Origin of the sequence: Microbacterium sp. BH-3-3-3 (genome assembly GCF_001792815.1) — a bacterium.
In the GTDB taxonomy this organism is placed as follows: domain Bacteria; phylum Actinomycetota; class Actinomycetes; order Actinomycetales; family Microbacteriaceae; genus Microbacterium.
Genome location: NZ_CP017674.1, coordinates 968,737 through 993,217, shown reverse-complemented (window position 1 = coordinate 993,217; position 24,481 = coordinate 968,737). Strand labels below are relative to the sequence as shown.

Annotated in this window: 19 protein-coding genes; 12 read left to right on the top strand and 7 right to left on the bottom strand. The window is 71.9% G+C overall.

Annotated features, from left to right (window positions below; translation table 11 throughout):
- Nucleotide 1: 1 nt before the first annotated feature.
- Nucleotides 2–1,927: a DUF6541 family protein gene (locus tag BJP65_RS16475; RefSeq protein ID WP_070408374.1), complete on the bottom strand. Its 1,926-nt coding sequence runs from the start codon at nt 1,925–1,927 to the stop codon at nt 2–4.
- Nucleotides 1,928–2,076: 149 nt separating this feature from the next.
- Between BJP65_RS16475 and glf the strand changes: the two genes are divergently transcribed.
- The 4 genes from glf to BJP65_RS04625 are packed head-to-tail and all read left to right on the top strand — an operon-like array spanning nt 2,077 to nt 6,823.
- Entirely contained in the window at nt 2,077–3,213 is a 1,137-nt protein-coding gene (glf, locus tag BJP65_RS04640) for a UDP-galactopyranose mutase (RefSeq protein WP_070408373.1), read from the top strand.
- A gap of 7 nt (nt 3,214–3,220) precedes the next feature.
- The gene (locus BJP65_RS04635; RefSeq protein ID WP_083285702.1) at nt 3,221–5,269 is read left to right on the top strand and encodes an acyltransferase family protein; all 2,049 of its coding nucleotides are present in this window, start codon (nt 3,221–3,223) and stop codon (nt 5,267–5,269) included.
- A gap of 22 nt (nt 5,270–5,291) precedes the next feature.
- The gene (locus BJP65_RS04630; RefSeq protein ID WP_070408372.1) at nt 5,292–6,083 is read left to right on the top strand and encodes an ABC transporter permease; all 792 of its coding nucleotides are present in this window, start codon (nt 5,292–5,294) and stop codon (nt 6,081–6,083) included.
- On the top strand, nt 6,083–6,823 hold the full coding sequence (locus BJP65_RS04625; protein WP_055834515.1) for an ABC transporter ATP-binding protein: 741 nt from the start codon (nt 6,083–6,085) through the stop codon (nt 6,821–6,823). The genes BJP65_RS04630 and BJP65_RS04625 overlap by 1 nt, the downstream gene beginning before the upstream one ends.
- Here BJP65_RS04625 and BJP65_RS04620 read toward each other — a convergent pair.
- Genes BJP65_RS04620 through BJP65_RS04605 form a run of 4 tightly spaced genes read right to left on the bottom strand, consistent with a single transcriptional unit; the run spans nt 6,808 to nt 12,539 of the window.
- Nucleotides 6,808–7,773 carry a glycosyltransferase family 2 protein gene (locus tag BJP65_RS04620; protein ID WP_055936635.1) on the bottom strand — a complete coding sequence of 322 codons (966 nt, stop codon included), beginning with the start codon at nt 7,771–7,773 and terminating at the stop codon, nt 6,808–6,810. The two genes, BJP65_RS04625 and BJP65_RS04620, sit on opposite strands and share 16 nt — an antisense overlap.
- Complete coding sequence (locus tag BJP65_RS04615) at nt 7,770–9,683, bottom strand: glycosyltransferase (protein ID WP_070408371.1); 1,914 nt, start codon at nt 9,681–9,683, stop codon at nt 7,770–7,772. Before BJP65_RS04615 ends, BJP65_RS04620 begins: the two co-directional genes overlap by 4 nt.
- Nucleotides 9,684–9,741: 58 nt before the next feature.
- On the bottom strand, nt 9,742–11,142 hold the full coding sequence (locus BJP65_RS04610) for a lipid A core--O-antigen ligase (protein WP_070408370.1): 1,401 nt from the start codon (nt 11,140–11,142) through the stop codon (nt 9,742–9,744).
- The gene (locus BJP65_RS04605) at nt 11,139–12,539 is read right to left on the bottom strand and encodes an O-antigen ligase (RefSeq protein WP_070408369.1); all 1,401 of its coding nucleotides are present in this window, start codon (nt 12,537–12,539) and stop codon (nt 11,139–11,141) included. Before BJP65_RS04605 ends, BJP65_RS04610 begins: the two co-directional genes overlap by 4 nt.
- A gap of 62 nt (nt 12,540–12,601) precedes the next feature.
- Between BJP65_RS04605 and manA the strand changes: the two genes are divergently transcribed.
- The 4 genes from manA to BJP65_RS04585 all read left to right on the top strand — a co-directional run bounded on the left by manA (nt 12,602) and on the right by BJP65_RS04585 (nt 18,557).
- Nucleotides 12,602–13,762: a mannose-6-phosphate isomerase, class I gene (gene manA, locus BJP65_RS04600; RefSeq protein WP_070408368.1), complete on the top strand. Its 1,161-nt coding sequence runs from the start codon at nt 12,602–12,604 to the stop codon at nt 13,760–13,762.
- A 146-nt stretch (nt 13,763–13,908) separates the two neighbouring features.
- A complete protein-coding gene (locus BJP65_RS04595; RefSeq protein WP_083285701.1) occupies nt 13,909–14,232 on the top strand; it encodes a WhiB family transcriptional regulator in 324 nt (107 codons plus the stop codon).
- Between the two features lie 93 nt (nt 14,233–14,325).
- Nucleotides 14,326–17,169 carry a glycosyltransferase gene (locus BJP65_RS04590; protein WP_070408367.1) on the top strand — a complete coding sequence of 948 codons (2,844 nt, stop codon included), beginning with the start codon at nt 14,326–14,328 and terminating at the stop codon, nt 17,167–17,169.
- A complete protein-coding gene (locus BJP65_RS04585) occupies nt 17,166–18,557 on the top strand; it encodes a DUF5719 family protein (protein WP_070408366.1) in 1,392 nt (463 codons plus the stop codon). Before BJP65_RS04590 ends, BJP65_RS04585 begins: the two co-directional genes overlap by 4 nt.
- Nucleotides 18,558–18,600: 43 nt before the next feature.
- Here the strand turns inward: BJP65_RS04585 and BJP65_RS04580 are convergent, their stop codons facing one another.
- A complete protein-coding gene (locus tag BJP65_RS04580) occupies nt 18,601–19,035 on the bottom strand; it encodes a hypothetical protein (RefSeq protein WP_191926293.1) in 435 nt (144 codons plus the stop codon).
- A 301-nt stretch (nt 19,036–19,336) separates the two neighbouring features.
- On the opposite strand from BJP65_RS04580, the gene BJP65_RS04575 reads away from it, so the two are divergent.
- Nucleotides 19,337–19,543, top strand: a complete 207-nt coding sequence (locus BJP65_RS04575) for a DUF3499 family protein (protein ID WP_055834540.1) — start codon at nt 19,337–19,339, stop codon at nt 19,541–19,543.
- Between the two features lie 10 nt (nt 19,544–19,553).
- On the opposite strand, the gene BJP65_RS04570 is transcribed toward BJP65_RS04575, so the two are convergent.
- Nucleotides 19,554–20,384 (bottom strand): RDD family protein, encoded by an 831-nt coding sequence (locus tag BJP65_RS04570; protein ID WP_055834543.1) that lies wholly within the window; start codon nt 20,382–20,384, stop codon nt 19,554–19,556.
- Between the two features lie 16 nt (nt 20,385–20,400).
- On the opposite strand from BJP65_RS04570, the gene BJP65_RS04565 reads away from it, so the two are divergent.
- The 3 genes from BJP65_RS04565 (at nt 20,401) to katG (ending at nt 24,186) form a co-directional block, all read left to right on the top strand.
- A complete protein-coding gene (locus tag BJP65_RS04565; protein WP_055834546.1) occupies nt 20,401–21,396 on the top strand; it encodes a stage II sporulation protein M in 996 nt (331 codons plus the stop codon).
- A 73-nt stretch (nt 21,397–21,469) separates the two neighbouring features.
- Complete coding sequence (locus BJP65_RS04560) at nt 21,470–21,931, top strand: Fur family transcriptional regulator (protein ID WP_055834549.1); 462 nt, start codon at nt 21,470–21,472, stop codon at nt 21,929–21,931.
- Complete coding sequence (gene katG / locus BJP65_RS04555; RefSeq protein ID WP_156784811.1) at nt 21,928–24,186, top strand: catalase/peroxidase HPI; 2,259 nt, start codon at nt 21,928–21,930, stop codon at nt 24,184–24,186. Before BJP65_RS04560 ends, katG begins: the two co-directional genes overlap by 4 nt.
- Nucleotides 24,187–24,481: the final 295 nt, after the last annotated feature.

The window sequence follows — 24,481 nt, the reverse complement described above, 5'->3', positions numbered from 1 at the left end:
CTCAGCAGCCCTCGATGCGGAACAGGCGTGCGGCGGGCCCCTGCTGGTCGACGAGCACGAGGTGCTCCGACGGGGTGAGGCCGTACAGTCCCTGGCGGTCGAGTCCGACGCCGGGGTTGTTCCACACGTTCTGCGCACCGAAGTCGAGGACGTAGTCGACGCCGAGGCGATCGACCGCCTCGCACACCCGGGGGTCGCTGTCGATGTCGCGCAGGGCGTTGTTGATGAGCTCCTCGTCGGGCCCGAACGCGCCGAAGACGTGCTTGCGCAGCACCTCGCGCTCGCCGATCGCGTAGGCGAGCGACGTGCCGGTCCAGGGGCTGCCCGCGATGACGGCGTCGGCGGGGGTGGTCTCGGGCAGGCGCTCGAGCAGGGCCTCTTCATCGGCCGTGAGCAGGGGCGAACCCGCGTCGAGCGCGTAGGCGCCGCGGGCGTCCTGCACCGCGCGGACGATGTTGGGGCTCACCCCGACCGAGAAGACGACGACGGCAGCGACCGCGGCGATGGCCACGCGCAGGCCGCGCGCCGCGCGGGCGCGCTGGAGCGATCGCGCCGCGAGGTCGACCAGCGTGATCGCGCCGAGCACCGCGACGGGGATCCCCGCGGCGGGGAGCAGTGCGGCCAAGCGGAAGGAGTCGTTGTACCAGGGGTTGGTGAGCAGCTCGCGCACCGGGTTGCCCGCGGCGGTGCCCGACACCAGCACGAACAGCACGGTGGCGACCACCATGGGGCCGGCGATCACCAGGCGGCGCGGGCGCCGGACGATCGCGACCACGCCGACGAGCAGCAGGAGCGAGATCGTCACGGTGACGGTGTAGCCGTGGGGCGACAGCAGCAGCGCCTCGCCGAGGGCCTGCGCGGTGGTCTGCCACGGCAGCCAGCGCGACATCTCGGCGTTGGTGCGCATGACCCGCCACAGCACCGCGAGCACGAGCAGCAGTCCGAGCAGCATCGCCGCCGTCGCCATCCACCGGCGGCGGGTGGGGAACGAGATCGCCGTGGTCAGCAGCTCGACGACGACGATCGCCGCGCCGAGGGCGACCATGCCGAGGAACGCGTTCGGATGCGACAACCCGACCCCCGCCGAGGCGACGAGCAGCAGCACGGTGGCGCGGGCGCGGGCGGGCAGGCCGCGGCTGCGCAGCAGGTGCACCACGACGGCGACGCCGCCGGGCAGCACCGCGTAGCCCATGGCGTTGGGGTAGAGCACGCCGAAGAACATCAGCAGGATCGGGAAGGCGCCGAATCCGGTCGACAGCGCCGCGGAGCTCACCACGACCGCGGTGCGCTCCGACAGCAGGGCCGTGCTGAGCGCGACGACCGACAGCGGCCAGGCCACGGCCGACAGCGCGATGTTGGCCGCGTTGACGGCGAGGGGGACCGAGACTCCCGTGACGTTGGCCGCGAGGGCTGCGACGGTGTGCCAGCCGTTCGGGTAGAACCCGATGTCGGATGTCGCGCCGATGTGGAAGGCCGAGGCGTTGTCGGTGTCGACGGCGAAGGCGACGGTGTTGAGGTGGACGATCGCGTCGAAGGTCTGCGAGATGTGCGCCGGCCCGCCGAAGACGACGGCGAGCTGCAGCGCGATCACGACGGCCGCGATGCCGAGCGCCACCACGCCCCACACCGCGGTGGACGGAGGGGTGCGGTCGTCGCGTTCGGGGCCGACCCAGCGGCCCAGGCCGAAGGCGGCGGCGGCGGCGACGACCGTGAGGATCACCACCGGCAGCGGCGACCACCCCAGACCCACGAAGGGCGCCACGGTGGCGGAGACTGCCAGGATCGCGATCGACACGACCGGGGCCAGAGCCAGGATGCGCAGGCGACGCACGCCCCACCCGGCCGCGAGGACGACGATTCCGGGGACGGTGAGAGCGAGGATCGAGACGATGACGGGCATCACGATCACCGACCAGGAATCGCTCATGCACTCCCATTTCTCGCTGGACGACAGTCAGTCATGCTAACGGACGGTCCCTGACCCGCCCCTGAAGGCGTCGGCGAGGCCGCCGTTTAGACTGGACGGGTCGCGGCACCGTCTCCGCGCATCCGTCGACACGAAAGACGCTTCTCCGCATGGATCTTCTCATCGTCGGCTCGGGTTTCTACGGCCTGACCATCGCCGAGCGCGCGGCCGCCGCAGGTCGCAAGGTGACGGTCATCGACCGCCGCCACCACATCGGCGGCAACGCCTACTCCGAGAACGAGCCCGAGACGGGCATCGAGGTGCACCGCTACGGTGCCCACCTCTTCCACACGTCGAACCCGACGGTGTGGGAGTACGTCAACCGCTTCACGCGGTTCACCGACTACGTGCACCGCGTGTACACGACCCACAAGGGCGTCGTGTTCCCGCTGCCGATCAACCTCGGCACGATCAACCAGTTCTTCCAGGCCGCGTACACGCCCGACCAGGCGCGGGCGCTCGTGCACGAGCTCGCCGGTGAGTTCGATGCCAAGGACGCCACGAACCTCGAGGAGCGCGGGATCGCCCTGATCGGCCGCCCCCTGTACGAGGCGTTCATCCGCGACTACACCGCGAAGCAGTGGCAGACCGACCCCAAAGACCTGCCGGCCGAGGTCATCTCGCGCCTCCCGGTGCGCTACACCTACGACAACCGCTACTTCAACGACACGTGGGAGGGTCTGCCGGTCGACGGCTACACCGCATGGTTGGAGCGCATGGCCGATCACCCGAACATCGACGTGAAGCTGTCGACCGACTACTTCGACGAGTCGCAGCCGCTGAACAAGAAGGCCACCGTCGGCCAGGTGCCCGTGGTCTACACCGGCCCGGTCGACCGGTACTTCGACTACGCCGAGGGCGAGCTGTCGTGGCGCACGCTCGACTTCGAGCAGGAGGTGCTGCCGATCGGCGACTTCCAGGGCACCAGCGTCATGAACTACGCCGACGCCGACACCCCGTACACGCGCATCCACGAGTTCAAGCACTTCCACCCCGAGCGCGCCGACACCTACCCGACCGACAAGACCGTCATCGTGCGGGAGTACTCCCGCTTCGCCACGCGCGCCGACGAGCCGTACTACCCGGTCAACACGGCCGACGACCGCACCGGACTCCTCGCGTACCGCGAGCTGACCAAGGGCGAGCGCGACGTGCACTTCGGCGGACGACTGGGCACCTACCAGTACCTCGACATGCACATGGCGATCGGCTCGGCGCTGACGATGTGGAACAACCAGCTCGCGTGACGTCGCCGTGCCTCTGACCCTCGGGTCGCGCACCCGCCCGGCACGCGCCGGACGGGCGGACGAGGGGCGCTGGGCGTATCGGCCCGACATCGACGGGCTGCGGGCCGTGGCCATCCTGCTGGTCGTCTCGTACCACGTGTGGTTCGGACGGGTCTCGGGCGGCGTCGACGTCTTCCTCATGCTCTCGGCGTTCTTTCTCACCCGCGGTTTCGTCCGGCGGATGGCCGGGGATCACCCCGTGCGCCCGATCCGCCACCTGCTGGGAACCTTCCGCCGGCTCCTGCCGGCCGCCGCGGTGACCCTCGTCGGCGTGCTCGCGCTGGTGTGGACGCTCTACCCGCCCACCGCGTGGCGCATGGTGTGGGAGCAGACGTGGGCCTCGCTCGCCTACGTGCAGAACCGGGTGCTCGCGGCGGATGCCGTGGACTACTACGCCCGCACCGAGGTCCCGAGCCCGCTGCAGCACTTCTGGTCGCTGTCGGTGCAGGGGCAGGCGTTCCTGCTGTGGGTCGCACTGTTGGCGCTGTGCCAGGTGCTCGTCCGCCGCCGGGGGCTGTCGCCCGACCGCGTCGTCGGGGTGGTCTTCGGCGCGGTGTTCCTCGTCTCGTTCGTCTACTCGGTCATCCGCACCGCGGCCGCGCAGGAGGCGGCCTACTTCGACACCGGCGCTCGGCTCTGGGAGTTCGCGGCGGGCTCCCTGCTCGTGCTCGTGCTGCCGCACGTGCGCCTGGGCCGGGTGGCGCGCGCCGTCGTGGGGTGGACGGGGCTGGCGGGCCTGCTCGTGCTCGGCATGGTGCTCGATGTCCGCGGCGGTTTCCCGGGCTTCCTCGCGCTCTGGCCGGTGCTCTGCGCCGCCGCGATCGTGATCTCGGGCTCGGACACCGACGGGGAACGCGACCTCGGGCCCGGGCGGCTGCTGGCATCCCGACCGCTGCGGGCGGTGGGACGCGACGCGTATGCCCTCTACCTCGTGCACTGGCCGATCCTGGTGACCTTCCTCGTCGTGAACGACCGCGTCGATGTCGGGCTGGTCGGTGGTGCGGGCATCATCGTGCTGTCGCTGCTGCTGGCGCGCGCGCTCACCTGGGCCGTCGACCGCCCGGTCCGGGCGTGGCGGCGTTCCGATCCCTCGGCGCTCGTTCCGATCGCCGTGCTGGCGGTGGCCACCACCGTGGTCGCGGTGCCGGTGGCGAGCTGGCAGATCGCATCGTGGAGCGAGCAGCGCGTGATCGCGGTGCGCGCGGAGGTCGCCAACCCCGGCGCGGCCGTGCTCCGTGACCCGACCCTGCCCCGGACGCCCGCCGACGCGATGCTGCTGCCGCTTCCCACCCTGCTCGACGACGAGTGGACCCAGCTCGAGCAGGTGTGCTCGTCGTACCGGCTCGTCACCGAGCAGATCCTCGAGGGGACGTGCTTCGAGACCGCGGGCACCTCCCGCGCGTCGCGGACCGTCGCCGTCATCGGCGACTCGCACGCCCAGCAGATCACGGCCGCGCTGCTGCCGGTCGCCGACGCGCAGCACTGGGGAGTGGTGTCGCTGGTGAAGGGCGGATGTTCGATGGGCCTCGACGAGCCGGGGCTCGATCCGACCTGCGACGACTGGCGCGAGGCCGCCATCGCGCACGTCGAGCGGATCGCGCCCGACGCCGTGATGACGGTGGTCACGCGCTCCGACGCCGGCGACGACGACGAGATGGTGCGGGCCGGCATCGAGGGGTTCCTCGACCGCATGGGCGATGCCGGGATCGAGGTTCTCGGCATCCGTGACAACCCGCGGTTCGCCTTCGACATGTTCGGCTGCGTGAACGAGTCCGCCGACCCGCTCGAGTGCGCGGTTCCCCGCTCGGCGTCCCTCGCCGACCGCAACCCGGCCGACGACCTCGATCGACCGGGGCTGAGCCTGGTCGATCTCACCCCGTGGATCTGCCCCGACGACCTCTGCGTCGGCGTCATCGGCAACGTCGCGGTGTACCGCGACGACAACCACCTGACCCGCATGTACGCCCGATCGCTCGGCCCGTCGCTGGCCGAGCAGCTCCCGGCCAGGCTCGGATGAACGCCCCGCGTAGGATTTCCCCGTGACCCCCGCCGCCGTCGGCGCCCCCGGATCGGCGCGGCGCTCCCTCCACTCGCTGTGGCTGCTGTCGGCGCGCGATCTGCGCGTGCGCTACTCGATCAGCGCGTTGGGATACCTGTGGTCGGTGCTGGATCCCCTCGTGATGAGTGGCATCTACTGGTTCGTCTTCACCCAGGTCTTCCACCGCTCGGTGGGGGAGGAACCCTACATCGTCTTCCTCATCACGGCCCTGTTGCCGTGGGTGTGGTTCAACTCCGCCGTGACGGATTTCACGAAGGCGTTCAAGAAGGACTCCCGCCTGGTGCGCTCGACATCGATCCCGCGGTGGATCTGGGTGAACCGCATCGTGGTGAGCAAGGGCGTGGAGTTCCTCTTCTCGCTCCCGGTGCTCGTGCTGTTCGCGGTCTTCGGCGGGGCGCAGGTGTCGTGGGCGCTGCTGGCCTTCCCGCTCGCCGTGCTGCTGCAGACGACGCTCCTGGTGGGGCTCGGTCTGATCGTCGCCCCGCTGTGCGTGATGTTCGGCGACCTCGAACGCACCACTCGTCTGGTGCTGCGCGCCCTGTTCTACGCGTCGCCCATCATCTACGGCGTCGGCAACCTCCCCGGCGTCTTCGCGGACATCGCGGCGTTCAACCCGCTCGCGGGGATCTTCACGCTCTACCGCGTCGGGTTCTTCCCCGACCAGTGGGACACCCTCACGGTCGTGGTGGGTGCGGCGGTGAGCCTCGGCATCCTGGGTCTGGGCCTGGTGGTGTTCCCGCGGCTCGAGCGTCCGGTGTTGAAGGAGCTGTGATGGCCGGTCCCGCGATCGACGTCCACGGGTTGGGGGTGCGCTTCCGCCGCAACCGCCGGGGTGGCCGCAGCCTCAAGGACATCTTCGGCGGCACCGCGCGCCGTTCGCGGCCCGACGAGTTCTGGGCGCTGCGCGACGTGTCGTTCCGGGTGCAGCCGGGGGAGTCGATCGGCGTGGTCGGCCGCAACGGCCAGGGCAAGTCGACGCTGCTCAAACTCGTCGCGGGCGTCCTTCTCCCCGACGAGGGGGGAGTGTCCGTCGACGGCGGGGTCGCACCGCTCATCGAGATCACCGGGGGCTTCGTCGGCGACCTCACCGTGCGCGAGAACGTGCGGTTGACCGCCGGGTTGCACGGGATGCCACGGGCCGAGGTCTCCCGACGCTTCGACGACATGATCGCCTTCGCCGAGATCGGCGACTTCGTCGACACCCCGTACAAGCACCTGTCGAACGGGATGAAGGTGCGCCTGGCGTTCTCGGTGGTCTCGCAGCTCGACGAGCCGATCCTGCTGGTCGACGAGGTGCTCGCCGTCGGCGACCGGTCGTTCCGCGAGAAGTGCTATCGCCGCATCGACGAGTTGCTCGCCGAGGGGCGCACCCTGTTCTTCGTCAGCCACAACGAGAAGGACCTGCGCCGGTTCTGCACGCGGGGGCTCTACCTCGACGGCGGCGAGCTGAAGCTCGACGCCCCGATCGCCGAGGTGCTCGACCGGTACAACGCCGACTACGCGACGGGCTGAGCGGGCTCCAGGGGAGGCATCGGCTTCCACGACGCGTCGCGGGTGATGCGGCGCCCGTCGCGGAGGCCGCGGAACAGGTGGCTCGTGCCGCGGAGCTTGCGCTCCACCACCACGAGGCGGATCAGTTCCTTCACGAAGGTCAGGGTGGTCCCCGCGCTGAACGGCAGGGCCCGGTAGACGCCGAGCTGGCGGTAGTACTTCTGCAGATACGCGCGGTTGCGCATGATGTAGTACCGGTACGCGTCGCTGGAGGCGTTCATGTGGCGGATGCCCATGTCCCACTGCTTGATCTCGCGGGTGCGGCGCAGCACGAACTCGTTCACGATCACCGAGGGCGTCTGGCGGGAGGCGAGCCACCCGTAGAGCTGGTCGTCCCAGTAGATGAAGAAGCGGGGATCGGGCAGGCCGATCTTCGCCACGATGTCGCGGTGGATGAACATCCCCTCGAAGCAGCCCGAGTTCATCGGCTTGAAGCCGGACTCGTCGAAGCCGGCGGGGGCGAAGGGGATGGGGATCGCCATCGACTCGGCGACGCGGTACTGCCAGTAGAACTCGCTGCCGTCGTAGTCGTAGCGCCGCCCCTGGATGCTGCGGAATCGCGGTGCCCATCGGCCCATGCGGGCGAGACCGTCGGAGACGACCTCGACGTCGTCGTCCATGAGCCAGATCCACTCGGATCCGAGCTCGTACGCGACGCGCATGCCCTCGCTGAAGCCGCCGGAGCCACCGGTGTTCGTGTCGAGTCGCCGGTACACCAGCTCGGTGGGGAGGCGGTCCCGGAACGATTCGACGACGGCGGTCGTGTCATCGGTGGAGGCGTTGTCGATGACGACGAGGTGGCCGGGCGCCGGCTCCATCTGCGTGATGCTCTCGAGCAGGCGCGTCAGCAGGTGCGTGCGGTTGTAGGTGACGACGACGATCGTCGCCGTGGCCGGGTCGAACGCGTTCACGAGCGCTCCTCGAAGGTCGCGCGCCACTGGGCCTCGGAGACGAGGTCGGGAAGAGCCCGGCGGTACTGGGCGGACAGGCGGGGCCACTCGCGCTGCAGGCGTCGGTGCAGGCGCACGCTGTCGACGAGCATGCGGCGGAACTGGGCGCGATCGCGGGTGTAGATGTTCTTGCCCGAGCCGTCGGCGGCGCTCACGAGCGCGCTGTCGTACGTCGGGATGCGCCACCAGTGCGCGTCGTTCTTGCCGAACTCGACCTCGGGCTGGTCGACGTTGGCCGGATCGGGGGTGTGGAACCAGTGCGAGAGCAGGGTGCGCACGGTGAAGGTGCGCAGGGCGAGGCCGCGCGGGCTGTCGAACTCGTGCTTCTTCAGACGCTTGAACACCTGCCGGCCGCGACGGGCCCGCAGCGGAACGCCCGAGTCCTTGTGAACGACGGTCTCGGGGTGCTTCCGGGCGACGGCGCGCGCGTCGGGCATGGCGGTGGCCAGGCCCGCGCGCATGTGCTCGGGGCCCGACAGGATGTCGCGCAGTGCCCGGTGCCGGAGTTCCACCGGGTAGTACTGCATCATCAGGAGGTGCTTCAGATCGACACGTCGACTGTGGCGGATGAGGGTTCCGCCCAGCGGTGAGCGGGAGTGCAGCAGGGCCGCGACGATGCGGTTGCGGGCATGGAAGTACGCCTGCCAGTCGATGGAATCGTCTTTGCCGATCCACGACACGTGCCACAACGCCACACCCGGCATCGACACGGTCGGGTACCCGGCATCCCGAGCCCGCACGCAGAACTCGGCGTCGTCCCACTTGATGAACGCCGGCAGCGACAGGCCGATGTCGCGCAGGATGCTCGTGGGGATGAGGCACATCCACCAGCCGTTGTAGTCGGCGTCGAGGCGCATGTGCAGCATGGGGCTCTGGCGCAGGTTGGCGACGCTGAAGTCGTGGGGGAGGCGCTCCTGGTAGAGCGCCCGCCACATGAAGGGGGCGTCGTCGACGACCTCGGCCCACGCGTGCAGCTTCGGACGGTCGAGCAGATCGAACATGTGGGCGCCGACGATCGTGGGAACCGAGGCGTAGCGGCCGAACACCACCGAACGCCGGATGGATTCCGGTTCGATGCGCACGTCGTCGTCGAGCAGCTGCACGAAGTCGCTGCCCGAGCGGGCGAGGGTCTCGACCATGGCCCGGGCGAAACCGCCCGACCCGCCGAGGTTGGGCTGACGCAGCACCTGCAGGGTCTCGCCCAGGCGTTCCGCCACCGCGGGGTAGGCGTCCTGATCCTCGACGAGGTCGGTGCCCTGGTCGATGATGAACACGCGGTCGACGACGTCGAGCACGTCGGGGGCGTCGGCGAGGGCCTGGAGCGTCTCGACGCAGTAGTCGGGCTTGTTGTAGGTCGTGACGCCGATGCTGGCCTTGCCGCCGCGCGCCGGCTCCTGCTCGGTGGTCCACTCGGCGCCCTCGAACATCGCGTCCGCGCGATCGGCGGCGACGTCGAACCAGATCCACCCGCCGTCGCTGTACTGGTCGAGCACGAGGTCGAACGAGGTCGCGACCTCGTCGCCCTTCACCTCGCGGGTCTCGATGCGCTGCTTCGTGCCGCTGCCGTTCGAGCGGTACACCAGGATCGTGGCGTTGCCCGAGGTGTGAACGGTCAGGCGCACCTGGCGGACGGCCGTCCAGTGCTGCCAGTACGAGGCGGGGAAGGCGTTGAAGTACGTGCCGAACGACACGCGGCGCCCCGCGACGATGCGGGCGCGGTGGCGGTCGAGGATGTTGCTGAGCTGGGCGACGTTCGTGACGCGCACGGGTTCTTCGTCGATCGTCGACCAGGTCTCGGGGTCGACGTACAGCGCGAGAAGGTCGGGGTCGCGATCGAGCGGAAGCACGGCGTTCTGCAGGGTGTACGTCACGAAGAGGTCTTTCGTTCAGGGGCCGCGGCCGCGGGCGGCCAGCCAGCCAGCGGGAAGTCTACCCGGCGCGTCGCGGGCCGTCCTGAGCGTCGGCATCGCCGTCGGTCCCGTCGCCGGCGTCGTCGGCGCGGGGGGTGCGCGGGCCCGCCGCGGGGTTCTCGCCGGCCGCAGCGCCCGGCGGTGCGGCGGCGGCCATGCGCTGGTCGAGCTGCTCGCGCCACGAGCGGGACTGCCCCGCCCGCACCGCGCACAGCGCGAGCAGCAGCCACCCGGCCCCCGTCAGCGTGAAGCTCTCGAACGCCGAGACGGTGAGCAGGGCGACCAGCGTCAACGGGGCCCACGCGTGCACGATCGCGCGGCGGGAGCCCGCGACGAGCCACCCGCGGGCCAGGCCGAGGCCGCCGAGCGCGCCGAAGAGCAGCAGCCCCACCCACCCGAGCTGCAGCAGCACGTCGAGGAAGGCGCTGAGCGCGGAGGCATGCCACGCGCCGAGCGCCAGGGTGATCAGGTCGAACGGCACGATGCCGGGTACCCACGCCCCGAACCAGCCGAACCCCTGCACTGGACGCAGCTCGGCCACGTCGAGCACGCGCACCCACAGATCGGTGCGGAGCGACAAGTCGGCGCTCGCGCCGAGCGCGGCGACGAGGGGAGCGCGCAGCGCGAAGACCGCCCCCGTCGCGATGACGACGCCCGCGCCCAGCAGCGTCTGCGCCGTGCGGCGGCGAGCGGCAGGAACGCGCCGCACGGCCCACAGGGCGCTCGCGGCCAGCCCCGTCACGGCGGCGACGACGATGACGGTGGGCGAGCCGCTGAGCGCCGCGAGCACGCCGCCGAGCATCACCGAGCCGATCGCGACCCCGGTGTCGACCGAGCGGGTGCGCCACTCCACGAGGAAGGTGATCAGGGCCACGACCGTGACGAAACCGAGGGCGTTGCGCGTTCCGAACACGCCCTGCACGGGGCCCAGGTCGGCGATCGCCCCCTGGATCTGCAGGAAGGGGATCGGAAGATCCAGCAGGATGCCGCTGAGCACCTCGAGCGCGAGCGACAGGCCCAGCAGCCATCGCAGCACGTCGCCGAGCGCCCGCACCGTCTGCACCGCGTCGCGCACGAGTCCGATGACCACCGCGAGGAACGCCAGCGCGGCGAAGGAGAGCCATCCGCCGAGCGCCTCGGCGGGGGCCGTGCTCCAGAACACGCTCGCCCCCGCCCAGGCGACGAGCAGCACGAGCGTCGTGGGAGCCAGGCGCACGAGGTCGATCTCGTCGCGCCGGGCCCAGAGGATCGCGCCGCCGAGGGCGCAGAGCCCCGCGAACACCGTCGCGAGCGTCACCGACCCGGCGACCGCCGCGATCGCGAAGCCGCCGAAGGCGGCGGCGAACACCGCGAGGGTGAAGGCGCGGGCGAGGGCCGGGGAGGCGAGCAGGGGGAGCGGCGCGGCCGGCGCCGAGGTCACGGCGCGGGTCTCTGCAGCTCGCCGCGTTCGATCGACAGGCTCTGCTCGCTGGGGCCGACCCCCACGAGCGGCGTCTGCTTGATCTTCGCGCCGAAGAGCACGACGAACATCCATCCCCACAGCAGCAGCGGCCCGGATTCGGTCAGGCCGAGCACGACCAGCAGTGCTCCGATCAGGGTCGGGAGCAGTGTGAGGGGCGAGTGCGGGCGATCGGCGCGCAGGTCCCACCGCGGTCGATCGACGGCGAAGAACCACGAGCGCCAGACGTACGCGAGGTACACCAGCGCGAGCAACAGGACGCCGATGCCCCCCAGCTGCAGATACGCGTCGAACCACATGCTGTGCGCCTGCACGACGGTCTGTCCGTGGTCGACGATCCAGCCGTCGATGAGCGGTTCCGAGGCGATCCAGGGCGTCGAGAAGCCCCACCCGACGATCGGGTGCTGGTCGGCGCGCGCCACGACGTCGGCCCAGATGCCCTCGCGGCCCGTGAGGTCTGCGCCGCGGCCGAGAAGCCCGAACAGGGCGTCGCGGCCGAACCACAGCGCGGCGCCCGCGCCGAGCCCGACGGCGGCGTACAGCAGGTACCACCGCGTGCGTTCGCCGGGGCGACGGGCGGTGCGCATCACCAGCACCGTGCCGAGCACGAGGGCGACGAAGGCCGCCGCGATGAAGGCCGTCGCCGACCCGGCACGGACGAAGAGGAAGGCGGCGACCGCCATCCAGCCGATGAGCAGCGTGCGGCGGGGGGCTCCGGCGGCGAGGCGCACCGCGAAGACGATGAGGGCGACGAGCATGACCGCGGCCAGCAGGTTGGCGTTGCCGAACACGCCCTGGATGCGACCGCCGTCGAAGAGGTTGTCGCGCGACCAGTAGACGATCGGATCGACCCGTTCCGAGGCCACGACGAAGCCGGGCAGCAGCGGGCCGCGCACGAACACCGAGACCACGACCTCGAACAGCAGCGACAGGCCCACGATCCATTTGGCGGCCGACGCGACCGCCCGCACGACGTCGCGCCAGGTGAGCACGGCGCCGATGAACAGCGCCTGGAAGGTCGTGATGGCCAGCAGCAGCCACGTGAGCACGGATGCCGCGGGCCACGCGCTCCACGAGATCGAGGCCGCCGCCCAGGCGACGTAGCCGAAGGCGAGCCAGGGCAGGCGGCGCACCGCCACCGGGGGACGCACCACGATCCACACGATCGCCGAGACCACGGCGGAGCAGGCGACGACGATCGCGGCGACGAGGGGGCCGACCGCGTTGACGAGCCCCACGCCACCCAGGGCGAGCACGAGCACGAGCACGCACCAGGCGCGCAGCAGCAGGTGCCCGGTCGTCTCGCGCGGCGGTGCCGTCGGCAGCGCCGACACGGGGTGATTCGTGTACATCGCCATGGTGTGTTCAGGGTACCGGTCGGCATCCGGGGGCGCGGGGTGCTGCCACTAGGCTGACGCCCGTGCTTGTTGCGATCTCGAACACGCCCCGCGACTACGCCTGGGGCAGCCCGACGCTCATCGCCGACCTCGAGGGCCGCGAGCCCACCGGCGCCCCCGAGGCCGAGGTGTGGTTCGGCGACCACCCCGGCTCGCCCGCCGAGGTGCACGACGGCTCCGACCGCACGCTCGACGCCTGGCTCCCGGCCGAGGCCGCGGCGCACGGTGTCCCGGCGAAACTCCCGTACCTGCTCAAGCTGCTCGCCGCCGGCGCGCCCCTGTCGATCCAGGTGCACCCCTCGAAGGATCAGGCCGTCGAGGGCTTCGCCCGCGAAGAGGCCGCCGGTGTTCCCCGCGACGCGGGGTCGCGCAACTACAAGGACGACAACCACAAGCCCGAGGTCATCGTCGCCCTCAGCGACACGTTCACCGCTCTGGCGGGCCTGCGCGACATCGCGCGCACCCGGGCCCTGGTCGCCGCCCTCGGCGACGCGCCCGCGGTCACGGCGCTGCGCGAGCGCCTGGCCGCCGACGACGCGAGCGCGGCCCTGCGCTCGACGATCGGCTGGCTGCTGGGAGACGCCGATGCGGCGGAGATCGCCGAGATCGTCGACGCCGCGGCCGCGGCCCACTCCGGCGAGTTCGCCGCGGAGCTGGCGTTGGCGGGCTCGCTCCACTCGGCGTACCCGGCCGACCCGGGCATCGTGGTGGCGCTGCTGATGAACCTCGTCGAACTGCGCCGCGGCGAGGCGATCTTCGTGCCCGCCGGCGTGCTGCACGCGTACGTCGCGGGTCTCGGCGTCGAGATCATGGCTGCCAGCGACAACGTGCTGCGCGGAGGGCTGACCCCCAAGCACATCGACGTCGCGGAGTTGCTCTCGCTCGTCGACTTCCGTCCCGCCGAGCCGCCGTTCCTGTCCCCGACCGTCGCGGACGGTGTCGAGGTGTTCGCCCCGGGGATCGCGGACTTCGCCCTCGGACACCTCCTGCCCGGCGCCGCGGCGGAGCTGGAGCTGCGCGGGGTGGCGATCGCCCTGGGCGTCTCGGGTGAGACGGTGCTCACCGGTGCCGCCGGCGGCACGGTGACCCTGACGGCGGGTCAGGCGGCGCTCATCACGCCCGACGAGTCGCCGGTCTCGACCGACGGCGGCGGCGAGGTCTTCGTCGCGATGCCCGGCGCCTGACGACCCGACACGCCGTGGCGCGTCGTGAAGGTTCATCTCGGCCTTGAGGGTTTACGATCCGCGACTTGACCAAATGGAATGACACGGGTGTAATTACTTATGCGCGGCACCGCGCGTCACGGGGTTCGAACCAGGCGGAGGACGATATGGCGACATCGCAGTACCGGTCCGGTGTCCCGGACAACTGGTTCGTCGATCCGGTCGATCTCGGTGTTCCCGGAGTCCGTCGTGACATCGACTCCACCGAAGAGAACACCCTCTCGTGGCAGACCGATGCGCTGTGCTCGCAGACCGACCCCGAGGCGTTCTTCCCCGAGAAGGGCGGCTCGACGCGAGACGCCAAGCGCATCTGCACCTCGTGCGACGTGAAGTCCGAGTGCCTCGAATACGCGCTGCAGAACGACGAGCGCTTCGGCATCTGGGGCGGTCTCAGCGAGCGCGAGCGCCGCAAACTCAAGCGCCGCGCCTGATCTCCGGCCCGCTTCACCCGTAACCGAGCGATCCCGCCGCCGACGGCGCGGCGTGCGTCATCGCGCAGGAGCGCGCTTAGGCTGATCCGCGTCATGCCCGCTCGTGTACACGCCATCCTCGTCGTCCGCCCCGAAGGACGCACTCCCGCCGCGAACCATCTGCAGCGGACGCTCGCCGCGCTCGCCGCGCAGACGCGTCCCGTCGACGCCCTCACCATCGTGCTGTGCGGCGCCGATCCGGCACTGACCCAGCTCGCCGCCACCTCGGGCGCCGAGGGCGTGATCACCGCCCCCGCGGGAACCTCCTTCGCCGCCGCGACCGCACTCGCGACCCCACGCCTCACCGGCGACGCGGTGTGGCTGCTCGCGCAGGACACCGCGCCCGACCCCGACGCCCTCGTACGACTGGCCGGTGCCCTCGAGCTGTCGCCCTCGCTCGTGGTCGCCGCCCCCAAGCTCGTGGCGTGGGACGAGCGCGACATGATCCTGTCGCTCGGCGTCAGCATGAACCACTACGGCAGCACCGTCGAGCTCGCCGCGGGCGAACTCGACCAGGGCCAGCACGACGGCGACGCCGACGTACTCGGTACCGACGTGCGCGGCGTGCTCGTCCGACGCGACGCGTGGACCTCGCTCGGGGGCCTGGATCCCGCCCTGGGCGGCGCCGACGAGGGGCTCGACCTGGGCGTGCGCGCCCGCCTCGCCGGCACCCTCGTCTCGGTCGTGCCCGCGGCCCGCGTCGCGGTCGCCGGTGACGGTGTCGCGGCGATGGCCCGCGGCCGTCGACGGGCCCGACGACGCGCCTTCGCCACGCGCACCGCGCAGTTGCACCGTCGTCTCGCCTACGCGCCGGCGCCCGCCGTGCCCCTGCACTGGTTGTCGTTCCTGCCGCTGGCGCTCTGGCGCACCGTGCTGCACCTCGTGACGAAGATGCCCTACCGGGTCCTTCCCGAGTGGGGCGCGACCCTGCTGGTCATGGCCCGGGTGGCCGCGGTCGCCCGCGCCCGCCGCCGCATCCGCGCGGTCCGCACGGTGGGGTGGTCGCGCATCGCCCCCCTGCGGGTCTCCCGCGCAGAGATGCGGCTGCGATGGGAGGGCGACGGGGCCGACCCCGACGCCCCCGTGCGCTCGGAGCTGCGCTTCTTCGTCGGCGGCGGCGCGTGGACGGTCCTCGGCGCCCTCGCGGTGTCGGCGGCGCTGTTCGCCCCCCTCCTCGCCTGGCCGGTGCTCGGTGGGGGCGCCCTCGTGCCGCTGCGGGCCAACATCGCCCAGCTCTGGCAGGACGCCGCCTGGGGAGCGCGCCCCTTGGGCCTGGATGCCGTGGGCCCCGCCGATCCGTTCTCGGCCCTCGTCGCGCTGATCGGCACCCTGTCGCCCGGCGACCCCTCGCGGGCCTTCGTGGTGCTGTGGGTGCTGGCCCTGCCGCTCGCCGTGCTCGGCGCGTGGTTCGCCGCCACGCGCGTGACCGAGTCGTCGCTGCTGCGCATCACGGCCGCCCTCGCCTGGGCGCTCGCCCCGACGTTCCTCGCCTCGCTCGTCGAGGGTCGCCCGGCGGGGGTGCTGCTGCACCTGCTGCTGCCGTGGCTGTTCTACGCCGCGAGCGTCGCCCACCGTTCGTGGGCGCCCGCCGGTGCGGCATCCGTTCTGCTGGTGGGCGTGCTCGCGTGCGCCCCCTCGCTCGCTCCGGCCGTGGTCGTGCTCTGGTCGGCGGCCCTGGTCGTCGTGGCCCTCGTCGCCGGTCGCGGCGTGGCGCGCGTGGTCTGGCTGCTGGTGCCCTCGATCGTCGTGTTCGTGCCGCTGGTGTGGACGCAGGTGCGCACGGGCAATGTCTGGGGCCTGCTCGCCGACCCCGGCGTGCCCTACGCCGGCGCCGAGGTCCCGTCCGATCCCCTCGGGCGGGCGCTCCTGGCCGTCGGCTTCCCCACCTCCGACCCCGGCGGGTGGGCGTCGCTCACCGGCGGTCCCGTCTGGTGGGTGGGTCTTCTCGTGGCCCCCTTGGCCGTCCTCGCCGTGCTGTCGGTGCTCACCCCGCGGTGGGTCACCGGCTCTGCTCTCATCGTCGTCACCGCCGCCGGGCTGGCCACCGCCTTCGCCGCCGTAGGCGTGGCCGTCTCGTTCGATCACGCCGTCGCGGTGCCGCTCTGGCCCGGCGCCGGCCTGAGCCTGGCGTGGGTGGGGGTGGTCGGTGCGGCGGTCGTTGCGCTCGACGCCGGCATCGTGCCGCGCGTCTCGGCGCTGCGCCCGATCGGCGCCCTCGTGGTGCTCGCCGCCCTGCTCGTCGCCGTCGCGCCCGCACTGACGGCGCAGACGGGTAACGGCGACTCCGGGCGCTCGGTCGTCACCAACGGTCCCGTCTCGACCCTGCCGGCCTTCGTCGCCGCCGAGGGGCGCGGGTCCACTGACGTCGGGACGATCGTGCTCGACCCGCGCGCCGACGGGCTGCGGGTCGACGTCGTCTGGGGCGGAAGCGCGACGCTGTCGGGGCAGAGCACCGTGCAGTCCACGCGCACGACCCCCGGTCCGGGCGACGTCGAGCTCGCCGCCCTCGCGGCGGATCTCGTGTCGCCCTCGGCCGACGACGTCGTCTCGCGCCTGGCCGCGCGCGGCATCGGCTTCGTGCTGCTGGAATCCGCCCCCGCGGGGGAGGACGACGTCATCCGCGGGGCGCGCCTGGGGGCTGCCACCTCGCTCGACCAGCGCGATCTGCTCGACCCGGTCGGGGCGACCTCCCGGGGCGACCTGTGGCGCGTCAACGCCCCGCTGCAGCCGCGCGCCGAGATGGACGCCCACCAGGTCGCCCTGCAACGGCTGGTGACGTTCGGATCGATCGGCGTGCTGCTGGTCGCCCTGCTGCTCGCCGTTCCCACCGCCGCGTCGCGCCGCGTCGCGCGCCGCACGCCGCGCATCGTCGGCCCGACGCCGGGAGGATCCCGATGAGCAACCGTCGCTTGGCCCGCGTGGCGGCCACCAGCGCCCGCGTCGTGGCCGGCGCCGCCGTCGCCACGGCGGCGGTGGTGGGAACCGTGGTCGGCATCGCCGCCCCCTGGCCCGAGTACACGGCCACCCCTGTGCGCCTGGAGGCGACGCCCGCTCCCTCCGACACCGTGCTCGCGTGCGACGGCCCCCTGCTCGCCCTGGGGCGCAGCGCCGACGCCGCCGGCAACCTCAGCGCCGCCGCCGCCCAGCAGGTCGTCAGCGGACCCGCCGACAGTGCCGCGGCGGTCACCACGCTCACCGGCGCCACGGCCGACGCGTCAGGCGACGCCGAGGCCCTCCGCGCGGCACCGCTCGACGAGACCCAGACCCCTCTGGCCGCCGCGGGGTCGGCGACCGCCGTGTCGGACGATCTGACCGGGTTCGCGGCATCCGCGTGCCGCGCCCCCCTCGCGGAGTCGTGGCTGGTCGGAGGCGCGACGACCACCGGCGCGAACGACCTGGTCGTGCTCGCCAACCCCGGCGAGGTGCCCGCGACGGTGCAGCTGTCGGTCTACGGTGCGCAGGGCGTGTCGACGCCTCCGGGCGGGCGCAACCTCGTCGTGCCCCCCGCCGGTCGCCGCGTGGTGCCCCTGGCGGGGCTCCTGCTGGGCGAAGAGAGCCCGGTCGTGCGCGTGGTCGCCTCGGGCGCTCCGGTGCACGCGTCGCTGCAGTCCGCCCTCACCCGCGTGCTGCTGCCCGGCGGGAGCGACCAGGTCGCCCCGATCGCGCAGGCCGACACGCGGCTGGTGATCCCGGGCGTCGAGGTGCTCACCACCGGTCAGGGGCAGGCCGGCACGGTGCTGCGTCTGCTGTCGCCCGGCGCCGACGCCACCGCCACGGTGACCCTGTCGCCGCTGGACGCCGCGGTCGCCGCCCCCGCTCCGAGTCAGGTTCCGCTGAGCGTCGGCAAACCCACCTCGCTCGACCTGTCGGGTCTGGCCGCCGGTGCGTACACCGTCGAGGTCGACGCCTCGGCTCCGGTCGTGGGCGCGACGTGGTCGACCACGGGATTCGGCGAGGGTGCCGACTTCGCCTGGTACTCCCCGGCACCGCGCTTCATCTCGGCGAGCACCATCGCCGTGGCTCCCGGCGTGGGCGCCGCGGTCGTGCTGACCGCCGAAGCCCAAGACGTCACGGTGACCCTCGCCCCGACCGACGGGGGAGCGCCGATCGTGGCGACGGTCGCCGCGGGAACGAGCGTCGCGGTCCCCGCGGCGGCGGGTGCCTATCGTCTCGAGACGAGCGCCGCGGTGCACGCCGCGGTGACCTACTCGGGAGCGGGCGCGCTCGCGTCGTACCCGCTGTGGCCGGCGGATGCCGCCGCCTCGGCGCTGACGATCCTGCCCTGACGCGTCGCCGCGACGTCGTGCCCGTGAGGCGTGCGCGCGTCGATCAGAAGAAGCGGAAGCGCTCGGGGCCGAGGTCCCACGGGTCGCGATCGAGGAACTCGGCCGCGGCGCGGAAGACGGCGCCCTCGATCACCATGCGGCGGTGCAGGTCGTCGTCGTGATGCGGATGCCCGAGGCGCTCGATGGGCACGCGGTAGAGGATGATGCGTTTCTCTTCGCGCAGCACCGTCCACCGGGGGATGCCATCGGTCGCGGCCGGCGGCATGATGCCGATCTCGAACGACACGTCGCGCAGCTCGGTCCAGGCCGAGCGCAGGAACTCCGCGGCGGCCCCCACGGCGACGTCGAAGCGCTCGACGCGCGTGTCGACCGGCGGCAGCGGCGGACGCACGACGGGACTGCGGTTCTCGCGCCCGTGGCGGCCGTGCCGCGACGGACGGACGACCGGCCGGGCTTCGCGGGATCGTCGACGCACCATGCGTTCATCCTATGGTTGCGGTGCGCGACGTCGGCAGGTCCGTCGGTACCGTCTGCATTATCCGCGGGCACCGACACCGTTCGGTTCGACGCATGAAGTCGACGCATAAACGCGGATCGTGCGCATAAACGCGCTGCCGTCGTGTTTATACGCAGGATGAGCGTTTATGCGTGTGGGGGCGATGCGGGCCCGGCGCAGAGGGCGCGATGGTGCGGCTGTACCGCCGCTGTCGGGTGCGGCATCCGGGGGCGACGGCGCGGCGCGGCGGTCGCCAGGCGCCGGCTGAGTAGGCTGACCCGCGATGCGCGACAGACTCTGTTCGAAGGTGGCGTGCGCCCGCGAGGCGATGAGCACCCTCACCTACGACTACGGCGACCAGATGGCGGCCCTCGGCCCCCTCGGTCCCGTCGGAGACCCCCACGCGCACGATCTGTGCGCGATCCACGCCGATCGCCTGTCGGTTCCGCAGGGGTGGGTCGTCGTGCGGCACGAGACGCTGCGCGCCTGAGCCCGCCGCGTCAGACCCGCTCGGTGAGGGCGGCGGCGCGCTGATTCTCGAGCAGCAGCGCCCGGTACTCCCGGTCGCGCCGCACCGTCGACACGGCCCGCACGAGCGTCTCGGGGTCGGTCGGGGGCAGGGGCGACACGAACGGGCGGACCGCCTCGGCCAGCGCGGCGGCGACCCGCGCGCGCGAGGCCGGGTCGAGCGCGTCGGCCCCGCGCACGAAGGTCGACATGCGCGCCGCCAGTCGGTCGGGCAGGCGCGAGACGTCGGCGATCGCGGCCCACGATTCGAGTCCCGGAGGGATGCCGGGGGCCGGCGGCGGCAGAGGACGCGTGCGCGTGCGCTCGCTCGAGGTGCCCGCGAGCAGATCGCCCAGGCGCTGGGAGCGGGGCGTGAACATCCCCACCACCGCCGCGATCGCCCCGAGGGTGAACCACAGCTCGAGCACGCCGACGAGGGAGCGGATGAACGCCTGACGGAACCCCGCCGCGCCGCCGTCGGTGCGGACGATGCGCCCACCGACCACGAGGCGGCCGAGGCTGCGTCCGCGCGACAGGGTTTCCACCGTCGTGGGCAGCGCGACCATGACGACGACGAGCAGGGTGACCACGGCGATCCCGACCGCGCTCTCGGGCAGCGTCGCTCCCACGACCATGGTCGCGATCAGCAGGCCGCCACCGAGCAGGAGCGCGAAGCCCACCACCATGTCGATGAGGCAGCCGACCGCCCGCAGGAAGAACCCGAGGGGTTGGACGTCGAGGGCGACGGCCTCGCCGGTGAGGGTCTCGTCCGCACCCGTGTGCACGAGTGCGACCGAAGGTCCGGGGGTCGACGACGATGCCATGCGTACAGTTGACCACATGGACCTCGACGCCCTCACGGCCGCCCGACGAGACGAGTGGTCCCGCCTCGACGATCTCGGCCGTCGGCGCCGGTTGAGCGGCCCCGAGGTCGACGAACTCGTCACGCGCTACCGCGCGGCATCGGCCGACCTGGCCGACATCAAGACCTCGGCCGGACGCACGCCGCAGGGCGACTACGTCTCGCTGCTGCTCGCCCGCACGCGTCTGCGGCTGACGGGCGTGCGGGAGAACGTGCTGAAGCAGTTCCCGCGCTTCTTCCTGCAGCAGCTGCCCGCGGCGCTGTACCGGGTGCGGTGGATGACGCTGGCGGTGACGGTGTTCTTCGTCGCCGTCGCCACCCTCGTCGCCCTCTGGATCTCGAACGACCCCGCCGCGGTGGCCGCGCTCGGCTCGCAGAGCGAGCTGCAGAACTACGCCGACGAGCGCTTCGTCGACTACTACCGCGAGAATCCCAACGCGATCTTCGCCGGGACGGTCTGGACCAACAACGCGTGGATCGCGGCGCAGTGCGTGCTATTCGGGGTGACCGGCTTCTGGCCGGCGATGGTGATCATGCAGAACGCCGTGGGCGTGGGGCAGTCGGCCGCGATCATGATCGCCTTCGACCGCGCCGACGTGTTCTTCCAGTTCATCCTCCCGCACGGCCTGTTGGAGCTCACCGCGATCTTCGTCGCGGGGGCGGCGGGTCTGCAGATCTTCTGGGCCTGGGTCGCCCCCGGCCGACGCACGCGCGCCGCGGCTCTGGCGGCGGCCGGACGATCGCTGGCCACGGTGGCGGTGGGGCTCGTGTTCGCCCTGGCGCTGTCGGGACTGGTCGAGGGCTTCGTCACGCCCCGCGACTGGCCGTGGCCCATCAAGATCGCCATCGGCGCGCTCGCGCTGGGCGTGTTCCTGTTCTACATGCTGTGGGTGGGCCGGAGGGCTGCGGCCGCGGGCGAGACGGGCGATCTCACCGAGTACGAGGCGGGGACTCCGACCCTCACCGCCGGCTGACGGCATCCGGTCGTTCCCGACCGTTCCCCGGCGTGTCATTTTTGATTCACTCAAAAATAGCTAGGGTGGAGGCATGCTCGACAGTCAGCCGGACGCCACCGCGGATGCCCTCATCCGTGGCGCGGGTCTGCGGGTGACGGCGACACGCGTCGCCGTGCTCGAGGCGCTCCGCGCCCGGCCGCACGCCACCGCCGACGCGGTGTTCGACGGGATCCGGGGCACCCTCCCCGGAACCAGCAAACAGTCCGTGTACAACGCGCTCGGCGACTTCGCCGACGCGGGACTCGCCCGCCGCATCGAACCCGCCGGCCACGCCGGCACCTTCGAACTGCGCGTGGGCGACAACCACCACCACGTGGTGTGCACCGGCTGCGGACGCATCGACGACGTGGACTGCGTCGTCGGTGCGGCTCCCTGTCTGCACATGCCGGAGCAGAGCGGCTTTCTCATCGAAACCGCCGAGGTGACGTTCTGGGGCGTGTGCTCCGATTGTCGAGCGAAGTCCGAAGCCGAAAAACCGAGAGGATCCCGATGAGCGACGCTCTGAACGGGTGCCCCGTCTTCCACGATGGAGCCGCCCCCGACGACAACCGACTGCCCGTGGGCGAAGCCCCCGCCGACAGCGAGCCCGCCGGCGCCCTGCCCCACCCGACCCAGGGTTCCGCCAACCGCGTGTGGTGGCCCGAGTCGCTGAACGTGAAGATCCTCGCGAAGAACAACGCGCTGCGCGACCCGCTCGGCACGGACTTCGACTACCGCGCCGCGTTCGAGGCGCTCGACCTCGCCGCCGTCAAGAGCGACATCCAGCAGGTCATGACGACCTCGCAGGACTGGTGGCCGGCCGACTTCGGGCACTACGGCCCCCTCATGATCCGCATGGCGTGGCACAGCGCCGGCACCTACCGCGTGACCGACGGTCGCGGCGGTTCGGGCGCGGGCATGCAGCGCTTCGCGCCGCTGAACAGCTGGCCCGACAACGTCAACCTCGACAAGGCTCGCCGCCTGCTCTGGCCCATCAAGAAGAAGTACGGCCAGTCGATCTCATGGGCCGACCTCATGATCCTCGCCGGCAACGTCGCGCTCGAGGACATGGGCTTCCCGACCTTCGGCTTCGCCGGCGGCCGCACCGACGTGTGGGAGCCGGACGACGACGTGTACTGGGGCCCCGAGACCACGTGGCTCGGCGACGAGCGTTACACGGGCAACCGCGAGCTGGAGCGCCCGCTCGCGGCCGTGCAGATGGGCCTCATCTACGTCAACCCCGAGGGCCCCAACGGCAACCCCGACCCGCAGCTGTCGGCCCACGACATCCGCGAGACGTTCGGCCGCATGGCCATGAACGACGAAGAGACCGTCGCCCTCATCGCCGGTGGTCACACCTTCGGTAAGACGCACGGTGCCGCGAGCGACTCGCACGTCGGCGTGAACCCCGAGGCCGCCGACATCAACGACCAGGGTCTCGGCTGGAAGAACAGCCACGGCACGGGCAAGGGCGACGACACCATCACCAGTGGTCTCGAAGTCACCTGGACCTACCACCCGACCCGGTGGGACAACGAGTTCTTCCACATCCTCTTCGCCTACGAGTGGGAGCTCTTCCAGAGCCCGGCGGGCGCCCACCAGTGGCGTCCGAAGAACGGTGGCGGCGCCGATATGGTGCCCGAGGCGCACTCCGACGGACGCCGCGAGCCGCGCATGCTCACGAGCGACCTGGCGCTGCGCGTCGACCCGGCGTACGAGAAGATCTCGCGCCGCTTCGCCGAGGACCCGGCCGCCTTCCAGGACGCCTTCGCCCGCGCCTGGTTCAAGCTGACCCACCGCGACATGGGCCCGCGCGAGCGTTACCTCGGCTCCGAGGTCCCCGCCGAGGTGCTCGTCTGGCAGGACCCCGTGCCCGCCGTCGACCACGCGCTCATCGACGCCGCCGACGCGGCGGCGCTGAAGCAGCGGATCCTCGACAGCGGCCTGACGGTGCCGCAGCTGGTCACCACGACCTGGGCCGCCGCATCCACCTTCCGCGGCAGCGACAAGCGCGGTGGCGTGAACGGCGCCCGCATCCGCCTCGAGCCGCAGAAGAGCTGGACGGTCAACAACCCCGAGCAGCTGGCATCCGTGCTCTCGGTGCTCGAGAACATCAAGGCCGACTTCGACGCGCAGGCGGCGGACGGCAAGAAGGTCTCGATCGCCGACCTGCTCGTGCTCGCCGGTAACGCCGGTGTCGAGCAGGCCGCTCGCGCGGGCGGTGTCGAGGTCGAGGTGCCCTTCACCCCGGGCCGCACCGACGCGACGCAGGAGCAGACCGAGATCGAGTCGTTCCGCTGGCTCGAGCCGGTCGCCGACGGCTTCCGCAACTACGCCTCGCGCGACGCGCGGCTGCCCGCGGAGTTCCTGCTGCTCGACAAGGCCAACCTGTTGACGCTCACCGCGCCCGAGATGACCGTGCTGGTCGGAGGCCTCCGGGCCATCGGCGCGAACTGGGACGGCTCCGACTGGGGCGTCTTCACCGACACCCCCGGTGCGCTGACGAACGACGTGTTCGCCAACCTGCTCGACCTCGGCACGACGTGGAAGCCGCTCGACAGCGGCAAGCACGCGTTCCAGGGCACCAAGGACGGCTCGGGCGAGACGGTCGGGATCGGCACCCGCGTCGACCTGGTGTTCTCGTCGAACTCCGAGCTGCGCGCGCTCGCCGAGGTCTACGCCTCGGACGACGCGAAGCAGAAGTTCGTGCGCGACTTCGTCGCCGCCTGGCAGAAGGTCACCGAGCTCGACCGCTTCGACCTGGTCTGACCACCCGTCCCCGCTGCGGCGGGGCGCGCTGCGGCTCGGTACCCGCGGCATCCGGAAGGCCCGTCCCCTCGCGGGGGCGGGCCTTCCGTCGTGCGCGCGGCGCTGCGGCGGCTCAGCTGCAAGCTGTTGCTGCCATCGTGCTCTGCCGGGCGGATGTCCCACTTTGTGCGGGTTTGCGGTGCGGGTGCTGCACGAAGTGGGACACGCAGGGTGCGGGCGACTGCCGTGCGGAGGCGGCGCGTGAGGCGGTGTCTGCCGGGGGGATGTCCCACTTTGTGCAGGTTTGCGGCACGGT

Bases quoted from the DNA above. Each gene is read 5' to 3' on its own strand.
- BJP65_RS16475 (WP_070408374.1), bottom strand. From the start codon at position 1,927: ATGAGCGATTCCTGGTCGGTGATCGTGATGCCCGTCATCGTCTCGATC.
- glf (WP_070408373.1), top strand. From the start codon at position 2,077: ATGGATCTTCTCATCGTCGGCTCGGGTTTCTACGGCCTGACCATCGCC.
- BJP65_RS04625 (WP_055834515.1), top strand. From the start codon at position 6,083: ATGGCCGGTCCCGCGATCGACGTCCACGGGTTGGGGGTGCGCTTCCGC.
- BJP65_RS04605 (WP_070408369.1), bottom strand. From the start codon at position 12,539: ATGGCGATGTACACGAATCACCCCGTGTCGGCGCTGCCGACGGCACCG.
- BJP65_RS04595 (WP_083285701.1), top strand. From the start codon at position 13,909: ATGGCGACATCGCAGTACCGGTCCGGTGTCCCGGACAACTGGTTCGTC.
- BJP65_RS04590 (WP_070408367.1), top strand. From the start codon at position 14,326: ATGCCCGCTCGTGTACACGCCATCCTCGTCGTCCGCCCCGAAGGACGC.
- BJP65_RS04585 (WP_070408366.1), top strand. From the start codon at position 17,166: ATGAGCAACCGTCGCTTGGCCCGCGTGGCGGCCACCAGCGCCCGCGTC.
- BJP65_RS04580 (WP_191926293.1), bottom strand. From the start codon at position 19,035: ATGGTGCGTCGACGATCCCGCGAAGCCCGGCCGGTCGTCCGTCCGTCG.
- BJP65_RS04575 (WP_055834540.1), top strand. From the start codon at position 19,337: ATGCGCGACAGACTCTGTTCGAAGGTGGCGTGCGCCCGCGAGGCGATG.
- BJP65_RS04570 (WP_055834543.1), bottom strand. From the start codon at position 20,384: ATGGCATCGTCGTCGACCCCCGGACCTTCGGTCGCACTCGTGCACACG.
- BJP65_RS04565 (WP_055834546.1), top strand. From the start codon at position 20,401: ATGGACCTCGACGCCCTCACGGCCGCCCGACGAGACGAGTGGTCCCGC.
- BJP65_RS04560 (WP_055834549.1), top strand. From the start codon at position 21,470: ATGCTCGACAGTCAGCCGGACGCCACCGCGGATGCCCTCATCCGTGGC.
- katG (WP_156784811.1), top strand. From the start codon at position 21,928: ATGAGCGACGCTCTGAACGGGTGCCCCGTCTTCCACGATGGAGCCGCC.